The organism is Achromobacter sp. D10, assembly GCF_035282245.1.
Taxonomy (GTDB): Bacteria; Pseudomonadota; Gammaproteobacteria; order Burkholderiales; family Burkholderiaceae_B; genus Achromobacter; species Achromobacter insolitus.
Window position 1 is genome coordinate 169,541 of the sequence record NZ_JAYJLE010000013.1, and the last position, 10,623, is coordinate 180,163.

A 10,623-nucleotide genomic window follows, 5' to 3' on the forward strand; every position below is an offset into this window, starting at 1 on the left:
CTCTTCGTTGGGTTCACGCCGGCCCGGCGCATCGCAGGGCCGGCGCGAGCCCGCGCCTCACTTCCAGCTCATGTCCCAGAAGCGCACCAGCTCATCCGAGTAGGGCTTGAAGTTCACGTCCTTGGTGGCCACGTAGTAAGCAGGCAGGGTCCACAGCGGCACCGCGTAGGCCTTCTGTGCGATCAGATCGAGCGCCTGCTTGTAGGCGGCATTGCGCGCGCCGCTGTCGATGGTGCGGTCACCCTTGTTGAGCAGATCGCGCACTTGCGGATCGCGGGTGATGTCGTCGTTGCCGAAGGCGAAGTACACCGGCGTGGACGCCGACACGTCATTGACCAGGTTGGAACCCCAGGTCTGGTGCGTGAGGGATGCCTTGTTGGCCCGGATCATGTCGCGCATGGCGGCGTATTGCAGGAAGTTGAGCTTGGCGCGAATGCCGACCGCTTGCAGGTAGTTGATGATGGCTTCGGTCTGGTTGCGTTCACGGTAGGCCACCAGGTCGATGTCGAAGCCATTGGGATAGCCGGCCTCGGCCAGCAGCTTCTTGGCTTGCGCCGGGTCGTACTTGTAGACGGGCGCGCCGTCCTGGGTGCAGCCCGTCTGGGACGGCGTGCAGATGGTGTTGATGAGGCCGCCGCCTTCGCCCACGATGTTCTTCAGCATGGACTCGCGGTCGATGGCGTGGATGATGGCGCGGCGCACGCGCTCATCCTTGAGCTGGGGCGCCGGCGTGCCTTCCTGGATATTCATCTGCATGAAGACGATGCGCATGGTGTTGCCGGTGACCATCTGCAGCGTGGGCATGCCGCCCAGTTGCTCCGCCTGGTCCTTGGGAACGCTCATGATCAGGTCTTCGCCGCCCGAGATGACTTCGGCCATCTGCGTCTGGCGGTCGGGGATGAAGCGGATCACCACCTTGCCGATCTTGGGTTGGGCCTTGGGCGACTCCTTGAAGTAGTCGGCGTTGCGTTCCAGCGTGATCGACTTGCCGGGCTGGTAGTCCACCACCTTGTATGGACCGGAGCCCACAGGCTTGGCGTTCATACCCTTGGGGCCGACTTCCTGGTAGTACTTAGCGGGATGGATGGCGGCGGTCGTGGACAGGTACTCCTTGGCGCCGGGGAAGGGCTCCTTGGTGGTCAGGCGCACCTTGTACTTGTCGATTTTCTCGACCTTGTCGATCCACGCCACATTCTGCTGCGTCACGGCCTTGTTCTTCGGGTCGGCCACGTAGTTCAGCGTATACACCACCGAGTCGGCGTCGAACTCCTCGCCGTTATGGAATTTGACCCCTTCGCGCAGCTCGAATTCCATGGTCTTGTCGTCGACCTGCTTCCAGCTCTTGGCGAGCTGGCCCTTGTACTCATTGGTGACCGGATCGCGGTAGAGCAGGGTGTCCCAGACATTGGCGGCAATGATGACGCCTATCCGCACGTTGTTGTAGTAAGGATCCACGCTTTCCGGAGCCTGGTCATAGGCCATGCGCAAGGTGTCGTCCTTTTTGCCCGCCAGCGCTGGCTGGGCCGCCAGCGTGGCGCAGGCCAGCACCGCGGCTGCGAGCGCCTTGAGCGGAACGGCGTGGCGCCAGGACGGCGCGGGTGCTGCGGGGGTGATGCGGAAATCAGTCATGGTGAGGCTCCTGTGGAAGTCACTGCACGTACTGCTTATCTGCCATCTGGTCGCGGGCGGCGCGGCCCGCTGTCCTGCTCGCGCCCGAGCACGGGTCAGCCGGAATCGGCGGCCGCGGGTGGAATGCCCAGCGTCTTCAACGCGGCATCGCACTTGCGCTGCAGGTGCTGGCGCATGATGCCCGCCAGCCGGTCGGCGTCGCGCGCCTCCAGGGCCTCGGCCATTTCGATGTGTTCGCGCATGGCCAGATCCCATTTCTGCCGGTTCTCGTTCGAGACAAAGCGCAGGTTCTGGATGCGGGCGTTCTGGGCGTCGTACAGCTGCTTGAGCAGGCTGTTGTGCGCGGCCAGGCTGATGCGTTCATGGATCTCGCGATTGGTGCGGAAGTACGTGGGCAGGTCGTGGCGCGCATGGCTGGCCATCATTTCGTAGGTCAGCGCGCGGATCTCGGCGATCTCGGTGTCCGTGGCCCGCTCACAGGCCAGCCGGCACGACATGGCTTCCAGCCCGCCGATGACCTCGAAGGCTTCGCGGATGTTCGCTTCCGATAACGCGACGACCTGCGCCCCGCGGTTCGGTTCGATTTGCACCAGCCCTTCGGCGGCCAGCACGCGGAACGCTTCGCGCAACGGCGTGCGGGACACGCCCAGCAAGTCGCACAGCGCGCGTTCGTTCAGGCGTGCGCCGGGCGGGAATTCCCCCTGGATGATGCGTTCGCGCAATTGCCCGGCCACTGTGGCGGGCAGCGTGCGGCCATTGCCCGCGCCGCGGGCCGCAGTCGGCGCCGCGGTTTCGGCGGCCACGCTGGCGGCGCCGGAATCAGGCATCAGGCTGGAAACGCTGCTCATTGGTATACAAAAATTCCCCGTGTTTTGCGAGACTATATACCCGGTCCTGTTACCGGCCCGATGGGTGTATACCCTAGGTTATTAACGTAAAAACAATGGGATAGAGTGACGCATGCCGCAAGTCCGCATGCCGGGCATCTCCTGCTTGTTTGCTTGGCGCCTTTCGTTGGTATACAAAAATATTCCACTTTGGGACTACGCATGCTTACCCTGAACAGTCATCCGTCCGGCCGGCATTTCCTGCAGATTCCGGGGCCGACCAATGTGCCCGACCGTGTGCTGCGCGCCATAGACCAGCCCACCATCGATCATCGGGGTCCGGAGTTCGGCGCGCTCGGGCTGGCAGTGCTGGAAGGCGTCAAACAGGTCTTCCAGACGCAATCCCCGGTGGTCATCTTTCCGTCGTCCGGCACCGGGGCGTGGGAGGCCGCGCTGGTTAATACGCTGTCTCCGGGCGACCGTGTGCTGATGGTGGAAACCGGCCATTTCGCCAGCCTGTGGCGCAAGCTGGCTGGGCGGCTGGGCCTGGAAGTGGATTTCCTGGAAGGCGACTGGCGGCATCCGGTGGACGCGGCGGCCATCGCAGCCCGGCTGGCCGAAGACACCGCGCACGGCATCAAGGCCGTGTGCGTCGTGCATAACGAAACTTCCACCGGGGTGACCAGCGATATTGCGGCCGTGCGCGCCGCGATCGACGGCGCGGCGCATCCGGCGCTGTTGATGGTGGACACGATCTCATCGCTGGGTTCCATCGACTATCGCCACGACGAATGGGGCGTGGACGTGACGGTGGCCGGCTCGCAAAAGGGCTTGATGCTGCCGCCGGGGCTGGCGTTCAACGCCGTCAGCGCGCGCGCCCTGGCCGCTGCCGACCACGCGCGGCTGCCGCGCTCGTATTGGGATTGGCGCGAAATGCTCGCCGCCAATGCCCGCGGCTATTTCCCCTACACGCCATCGACCAACCTGCTGTACGGATTGCACGAAGCCCTGGCCATGCTGCGCGAGGAAGGCCTGCCGCAGGTCTATGCGCGCCACAGTCGCCACGCGCAAGCGGCGCGCCTCGCGGTGGCCGCTTGGGGACTGGAACTCCTGAGCCTGGATCCGACCGCGCACAGTGCGGCGCTGACAGCGGTGATCATGCCGCAGGGCCATGGCGCCGACGCTTTCCGCAAGCTCGTCCTGGAACGTTTCGACATGTCGCTGGGGCAGGGGCTGGGCAAGCTCGCCGACCGCGTGTTCCGCATCGGGCATCTGGGCCACTTCAACGACCTCACGCTGTGCGGAACGCTGGCAGGCGTGGAAATGGGCCTGGCCGCGGCAGGCGTGCCGCATCGTCCGGGCGGGGTGCAGGCCGCAATGGAATTCCTGGCCGGGGAACGCGCAAGCGCCCCGGCCTGACACAAGACACATAACGAGGGAAACAATGAACGCACTCATGCAGCAGGCGATCCAGTTCGCCAATGACCACGAATCCACCTGGGACCGCAGCGTCAAAGGCAACTTCGGCGTGCACCTGAACGATCCGCCGCCCTGGAACCGCCTGTTGGGTCCGATCCACGACCGCGGCCCGGTGTCCGGCGTAGTGACCGTGCGCGGCGAAACTATCGCGTCCTGGGGCGAGCCCGATCGGGCCGACCTGACCTTCAGCGTTGCCAAGCTGTACCTGGCGCTCCTGGCTGGCGTGGCGCACGACCGCGGCCTGCTGCCGGACGTGGACGAACCCGTAGGCAAGCGCGTGCCTGGCATCGGCTTTGACGAAGGGCAGAACGCCGACATTACCTGGCGCCACCTGCTGCAGCAGACCAGCGAATGGGAGGGCGAGCGCTTCGGCGTATCCGACCAGGCCGACCGCTACCGCGCCGTTACCTTTGGTGTGCCGCCCGGCGGCAAGAAAGGCGATGCGCGGCCCCTGCAGCGTCCGGGAACCTACTGGGAATACAACGATGTGCGCATCAACCAGCTGTCGTACGCGCTGCTGCACCTGTTTCGCAAGCCCTTGCCCGAGATCTTCCGCGAGGCCGTCACGCGGCCCATTGGCGCCAGCGAAGATTGGCAATGGGTGGGTTACGACAATGCCTGGGTCGAGATCGACGGGCAGCGCATGCCGTCCGTGCCGGGCGGCTCGCACTGGGGCGGCGGCATGTCCATCAGCGCCCGTGACCAGGCCCTGATCGGCCAGATGCTGCTGAATGACGGCATGGCCAATGGCCGCCGCATCCTGTCCAGCGAGTGGATCCGCGACATGCGCACGCCATGCGCCATCGCGCCGTACTACGGCTACCTGATCTGGCTGAACCATGAAGGCCGCGTGTTTCCGAGCGTGCCGGCTTCCAGCTTCTTTGGCGTGGGGGCAGGCAGCTCGTTTACCTGGGTGGAGCCGGAGCGGCAGATGGTGGTGATCGTGCGCTGGCTGGATTCGGCGCATGCGGATGCGTTGTTCGGCAAGATCCTAGGCGCGGTCGATGCTGGGGGCTAGAGCATTTTTGGCTTGGCTTCTTGATGGTCAGGATCCAGGGGCTTCGAGCACGCGAAGGCCGGGGTTCTAAACCGCCGAGGCTACCCTGCGCCATTCCGATGCTCGCCCCGGTGGGGCTGCGCTTCGTAGGGCTCCGGGGTCCTCGGCTGGCAGTCGCCCAATGCGTTGGTTCTGGACCCCGTTCATGGGCAGGTGCCGTGAGCCGATGGCCGGGCGAAGGGATCCGAAGCGCAGCTCCATCGGGGCGAGCATCGCAATCCCGCAGTCCGGACGCCGGCGGCTGAAGAACCCCAGCCGTACAAACCGATCACCCACAATCCAACCAAGAATGCCTGGAACGCGAATTTGACTGGCGCGCGCTTGCCGTTGCATGCTCGCGTCTAATCCATTTCCGTAAATGAGAGGAAGCCAACCATGAACTACCGCAGACTCGGCCGGAGCAATCTCCGGGTTTCGCCGCTATGCCTGGGCACCATGATGTTCGGCGAGCAGACGCCCGACGACGAAGCCGCGCGCATCGTCGCGTCCGCGCGCGATCATGGCCTGAACTTCATCGACACGGCGGACGTCTACAACGGCGGCCGCTCCGAAGAAGTCGTGGGCAAGCTGCTCAAAGGCCAGCGCCACGACTGGGTGCTCGCCAGCAAGATCGGCAACGCTGTCGGCACCGGCCCGAACCAGGCGCACTATTCGCGTCAGTGGCTGATACGGGGCGTGGAGGACAGCCTCGCGCGCCTGGGCACCGACTTCATGGACATCCTCTACCTGCATCGCGACTACCACGAGGAAAACCTCGAGGAAGCGCTGTGGGCGCTGGGCGACCTGATCCGCGCGGGCAAGCTGCGCAGCTTCGGACTGTCCAACTTCCGCGGCTGGCGCATCGCCGAAGTGATGCGCCTGTGCGAAAAAATGGGCGTGCCGCAACCGGTGGTGTGCCAGCCTTACTACAACATGCTCAATCGCGGCCCGGAAGTCGAAATCCTGCCCGCCTGCAAGCACTATGGCCTGGGCGTGGTGCCTTACAGTCCCATTGCGCGCGGCGTGCTGACCGGCAAGTACCTGCCGGGCCAGGCGCCCGCGGCCGACAGCCGTGCCGGGCGCGGAGACCGCCGCATCCTCGCGACCGAGTTCCGCGAAGAATCCCTGCAAATCGCGCAGAAGCTGGTGGCCCATGCCGCCACGCGCGGCGCGCAGGCCGGGCATTTCGCCACTGCCTGGGTGCTGGCCAACCCCATCGTCACCGCCGTCATCGCCGGGCCCCGCACCTTGGCGCAGATGGAGGACTACTACGCGGCCCTGGACGTGAAAGTCACGGCCGAGGACGAAGCCATCGTCAACGATTGGGTGACGCCGGGCCATGCGTCCAGCCACGGCTACAACGATCCCAACTATCCGTTTTACGGCCGCCCGGTAACGGCGGCCTGACGCCCAAAGCCCTGTTGCGATGCGCCGGCCCTTGCGGCCGGCGCGTTCACGTTCAGGCCTTGCCCCATCCTCCGCGCGGCATGGCGGGCGGCGTTGCCGCCTCCATGTCAGCGGGCTGCGCACCGCGTCCGATCAGCATGGCGCACACAGCCGACACCACGCCCGCGAACAGCACGTACAGGCAGATCAGCCAAGGCTGGCCGCCGCCCGTCTTCAACAGCGCGGTGGCGATGATGGGCGTGATGCCCGAGGCGAAAATTCCCGAGAACTGATACACGAACGAAATGCCGGTGTAGCGCACCTTCGCGTCGAAAAGCTCGCAGAACAGCGCTGCCTCGGGGCCATAAACGGCGGCGTACAGGATCCCGAACGGGATGATGATGGCCAGCCAGATCAGCATGACGCTGCCCTGGTTGTTGAGCATCAGCCAGAAACCCGGGAAAGACGCCGCCGCGGTAATGAGCGAACCCCAGAAATAGACGCGGGTGCGGCCGATGCGGTCGGACAGGCGGCCGAAGAAGGGAATGAAAAAGCACATCACGAGCGCCGCGGCCATTACGCCGATCAGCGCCTCGGTGCGCGAGATCTGCACCGTCTGCGTCAGGTACGAGATCGAGAACACGCCGAACACGTTAAAGAACACGCCGTCGATGTAGCGCGCGCCCATGCCCTTGAAGACATTGCCGGGGTAGCGCTTGAGCATGTCGAAGAAGGGGATGCGGCTTTCGGCGTTGTTGGCCTTTACCGCCGCGAACTCCGGCGTTTCCTTGATGTTCAGGCGGATATACATGCCCACCAGCACCATGGCGGCCGACGCCAGGAAGGCGATGCGCCAGCCCCAGGCCATGAACTGCGCGTCGGTCAACAGGGTGGACAGCAGCGCGACCGTGCCGGAGGCCAGGCACAGCCCGATCGCCAGCCCGATCTGCGGCAACGACGCGTAGAAGCCCTTCTTGCCGGGCGGCGCGTATTCGTACGCCATCAGCACGGCGCCGCCCCATTCTCCGCCCAGCCCGATCCCCTGGAACACGCGCAGCAGAAGCAGCAGGATCGGCGCCCAGATGCCGATGCTGTCGTACGTGGGCACCAGGCCGATCAGGAAAGTGGCGATGCCCATGATCATCAGCGTCAGCACCAGCATGCTCTTTCTGCCGATGCGGTCGCCGAAGTGGCCGAATATCAGCCCGCCCAGGGGCCGGGTGACGAAACCGACGGCGAAGGTGGTGTACGCCAGCATCGTCGAGACCACCGGATCGCCCGTGGGGAAGTACAACTTGTTGAACACGATGCCCGCGACGACGCCATACAGGAAAAAGTCGTACCACTCGATGGTGGCGCCGATCAGCGACGCGGCGACGACTTTGCGCACCGCGGCTTCGTTTTGCTTGGCCATGTCTAGTCTCCTTTGGTGGGGCGGTGGATCAATCTGCGTTGTCCTGCGCCTTGGGGTTCCGCTATCCGGGGTCCGTCATCTCCGATTCAGGCGGCGACGCGCAGCGCCTGTGGCTGCGCTTGCCTGAGGTCCTGCAAAATGAAGTCGGCCGCGCGTTCGGCCAGCATGATCACCGGCACGTTGGTGTTGCCCGACACCAGCGTGGGCATGATCGAACAGTCCACCACGCGCAGCCCCGCCACGCCATGCACCCGCAGGCGCTCGTCCACGACCGCCATGGGGTCGCTGGACGGACCCATCTTGGCGGTGCCCGAGGGGTGGAAGATGGTGGCGCCGTACTCGCGGCAGAAGTGCAGGATCTCGTCGTCCGTGCGCACCTCGTGCCCGGGCCGGAATTCGCGCTTCATCAGCCCGGCCAGCGGTTCGGTGGCGGCCAGCCGCCGCGCGTACTTCACCGCCGCCACGGCCATGCCGCGATCCAGTTCGGTGGACAAGTAGTTCGGCTGCATCGACGGCGCTTCGAAAGGGTCGCTGCTGCGCAGGCGCACGCGGCCGCGCGACGACGGCCGCAACTGGCAGACGGAATACGTGCAGCCCGAGAATGGATGCACCTTGCCGCCGGCCATATCGGCCGACAGTGTGGCGAAATGGAATTGGGTATCGGGCGTGCGGCTGGCCGGATCGACGCGGCAGAACACGCCGCCCTGGTTGATGCCCACGGCCAGGGGCCCGCCGCGAAACAGCAGCCACTCCAGGCCCATGCGGGCGCGTCCGAACAGGCTGCGCAACTGGTCGTTGGTGGTGATGGGGCGCGTGGTTTCGTAGATCAGGCGGATCTGCAGATGGTCCTGCAGGTTTTCGCCCACGCCGGGCAGGTCGCGCACCACGCCGATGCCGAACTGGCGCAGCAGGGCGGCCGGGCCGACGCCGGACAGCTGCAGCAACTGCGGCGATTGCAGCGCGCCGGCGCACAGCACGACTTCGCGGCGCGCGCGCAGAGTGTGGACCTGGCCGTCGCGCCGGTAGCGCACGCCGCAGGCGCGGCGGCCCTCGAACAGCACGGCCATGGCGTGCGCATCGGTTTCCACGCGCAGGTTGCTCCTGCCCTGGGCGGGGCGCAGGTAGGCCACGGCGGTGGAACAGCGGCGGCCATTGCGCGTGGTGAGCTGGTAGTAGCCCACCCCCTCCTGGTCGCCGCCATTGAAATCCTGCAAGCGGGGCAGTCCCAGCTTTTGCCCGGCATCGATCAAGGCTTCCACCAAGGGGTGCGGCGTCTTGATCGACGTGGCATTGAGCATGCCTTCGGTACCGCGGGTGGGGCCAGGGCCCAGGTCATTGTTTTCGAGCTTGCGGAAGTAGGGCAGGCATTCGTCCCAGCTCCAGCCCGGATTGCCGGCCGCGGCCCAGGCGTCGTAGTCTTGCCGCTGGCCGCGGATATAGATCAGGCCGTTGATGGCGCTGGATCCGCCCAGCGTGCGCCCGCGCGGCCAATAGATGCGGCGGTCCAGCATGCCGGGATCGGGGTCGGTGTAGTAGCCCCAGTTCACCACCTTGTGGAACATCGTCTTGCCGTAGCCGATCGGTATGTGTATCCACGGGTAGCTGTCCTTGGGGCCGGCTTCAAGCAGGCAGACGCTATGCGTGCCGTTGGCGCTCAGCCGGTTGGCCATCACGCATCCGGCCGAGCCGGCGCCAACCACGATGTAATCCACGGTATCGGACATGTCCGCAAGCTCTCCCTGCAGCCGGGCGCCGCGCCTGGCCTACGGCGCGTTTACCCTGCTTGTCGTTGTGGGGCGCACTTATATACTGGATCGATGCCGGCGCTTGGGCGCTGCGGCATTTGTGGCGATTCTAGAAAGCAGGCGCGCAGAACAAAGCACAACAGGCGCAGGGGCGGAAAAGTGGAACAGAATATGCAGATTCAGTTTCAAAATCGCGGTGCAGCATCGGCGCAGCAGACCGACGACGCCACGACCCACCAAGAGGCCGCGCGTTCCCTGCGCGCCTTGGTGGTGCTGGACCACCTGGCGCGGGCCCAGCATCCGCCCACCCTGGCGCAACTGGCGCAGCGGCTGGACATGCCCAAGACCACCTTGATGCGCTTGCTGGCCGCCATGCAGCGCGCCGGTTTCGTGGCCGCCACACCCACCGAGAACGGCTTCGTGCCCGGGCCGCAAGCGGCCACGCTGGCGCTGGCCACGTTGCGTGCGTCTGCGTTCACGCGCGCCTGTCGCGCCGTGCTGGCGCAACTGGTCGGCACCCTTGGCGAAACCTGCAACCTCACTGCGCCGGACGGCGACCGCGTGATCTACATGGAACGCGTGGAAACGGCGGAACCCTTGCGCCTGTTCTTCGCGGTAGGCAGCCACGTGCCCATGCATTGCACCGCCAGCGGCAAGCTGTTCCTGGCGTCCATGAACCGGCTGGAGCGCGGGCGGGTGCTGGCGCGCTTGCCGCTCACACGCAATACGCCGCGCACGCTGACCGACCCCGCGCGTCTGGCAGAAGAACTGGACCGGCTGGCTGCGCGCGGCATCGGCATCGACAACGAGGAATTCGTGCGCGGCATGAGCGCCGTGGCGGTGCCGGTGCGCGATGCGGACGACCGCGTCGTGGCAGCGGTGGCCTGCCATGCGCCGACCGCCCGGGTCATGCTCGACGAATTGCTGCGCGCCGTGCCCACGCTGGAGCGCGCGGCGCGGGCCATGCACGAGGTGCTGGCCCAGCATCGCGCGGGCGCAGCCTGAGCACGTGGCCCTCAGGCGGGCGGATTGAACAGATCCGGCGGCAGGCGCGCGACGGCGTCGTAGGTGAGGCGGATGTGGGCGGCCAGCAGATCGCAGGCGCGG

The 10,623-nt window shown here is 65.9% G+C and carries 8 protein-coding genes; 4 read left to right on the forward strand and 4 right to left on the reverse strand.

Annotated features, from left to right (window positions below):
* Positions 1–57: 57 nt before the first annotated feature.
* Entirely contained in the window at positions 58–1,629 is a 1,572-nt protein-coding gene (locus tag VCS63_RS25770; RefSeq protein WP_323881430.1) for an ABC transporter substrate-binding protein, read from the reverse strand.
* A 95-nt stretch (positions 1,630–1,724) separates the two neighbouring features.
* Positions 1,725–2,456 (reverse strand): GntR family transcriptional regulator, encoded by a 732-nt coding sequence (locus VCS63_RS25775; RefSeq protein WP_042797096.1) that lies wholly within the window; start codon positions 2,454–2,456, stop codon positions 1,725–1,727.
* Between the two features lie 222 nt (positions 2,457–2,678).
* Here VCS63_RS25775 and VCS63_RS25780 point away from each other — a divergent pair, with 222 nt between their 5' ends.
* The 3 genes from VCS63_RS25780 (at position 2,679) to VCS63_RS25790 (ending at position 6,378) form a co-directional block, all read left to right on the forward strand.
* Positions 2,679–3,875 (forward strand): pyridoxal-phosphate-dependent aminotransferase family protein, encoded by a 1,197-nt coding sequence (locus tag VCS63_RS25780; protein ID WP_063639841.1) that lies wholly within the window; start codon positions 2,679–2,681, stop codon positions 3,873–3,875.
* Between the two features lie 25 nt (positions 3,876–3,900).
* Entirely contained in the window at positions 3,901–4,953 is a 1,053-nt protein-coding gene (locus VCS63_RS25785; protein ID WP_323881431.1) for a serine hydrolase, read from the forward strand.
* A 414-nt stretch (positions 4,954–5,367) separates the two neighbouring features.
* Positions 5,368–6,378: an aldo/keto reductase gene (locus VCS63_RS25790; protein WP_323881433.1), complete on the forward strand. Its 1,011-nt coding sequence runs from the start codon at positions 5,368–5,370 to the stop codon at positions 6,376–6,378.
* Between the two features lie 52 nt (positions 6,379–6,430).
* Here the strand turns inward: VCS63_RS25790 and VCS63_RS25795 are convergent, their stop codons facing one another.
* The gene (locus VCS63_RS25795; RefSeq protein WP_042793826.1) at positions 6,431–7,771 is read right to left on the reverse strand and encodes an MFS transporter; all 1,341 of its coding nucleotides are present in this window, start codon (positions 7,769–7,771) and stop codon (positions 6,431–6,433) included.
* Positions 7,772–7,857: 86 nt separating this feature from the next.
* Positions 7,858–9,495 carry a GMC family oxidoreductase gene (locus VCS63_RS25800; protein ID WP_063639840.1) on the reverse strand — a complete coding sequence of 546 codons (1,638 nt, stop codon included), beginning with the start codon at positions 9,493–9,495 and terminating at the stop codon, positions 7,858–7,860.
* 180 nt (positions 9,496–9,675) lie between these two features.
* Between VCS63_RS25800 and VCS63_RS25805 the strand changes: the two genes are divergently transcribed.
* A complete protein-coding gene (locus tag VCS63_RS25805) occupies positions 9,676–10,521 on the forward strand; it encodes an IclR family transcriptional regulator (RefSeq protein WP_063639839.1) in 846 nt (281 codons plus the stop codon).
* The last annotated feature ends 102 nt before the right edge of the window (positions 10,522–10,623 follow it).

Bases quoted from the DNA above. Each gene is read 5' to 3' on its own strand.
- VCS63_RS25800 (WP_063639840.1), bottom strand. From the start codon at position 9,495: ATGTCCGATACCGTGGATTACATCGTGGTTGGCGCCGGCTCGGCCGGA.
- VCS63_RS25775 (WP_042797096.1), bottom strand. From the start codon at position 2,456: ATGCCTGATTCCGGCGCCGCCAGCGTGGCCGCCGAAACCGCGGCGCCG.
- VCS63_RS25780 (WP_063639841.1), top strand. From the start codon at position 2,679: ATGCTTACCCTGAACAGTCATCCGTCCGGCCGGCATTTCCTGCAGATT.
- VCS63_RS25785 (WP_323881431.1), top strand. From the start codon at position 3,901: ATGAACGCACTCATGCAGCAGGCGATCCAGTTCGCCAATGACCACGAA.
- VCS63_RS25770 (WP_323881430.1), bottom strand. From the start codon at position 1,629: ATGACTGATTTCCGCATCACCCCCGCAGCACCCGCGCCGTCCTGGCGC.
- VCS63_RS25795 (WP_042793826.1), bottom strand. From the start codon at position 7,771: ATGGCCAAGCAAAACGAAGCCGCGGTGCGCAAAGTCGTCGCCGCGTCG.
- VCS63_RS25790 (WP_323881433.1), top strand. From the start codon at position 5,368: ATGAACTACCGCAGACTCGGCCGGAGCAATCTCCGGGTTTCGCCGCTA.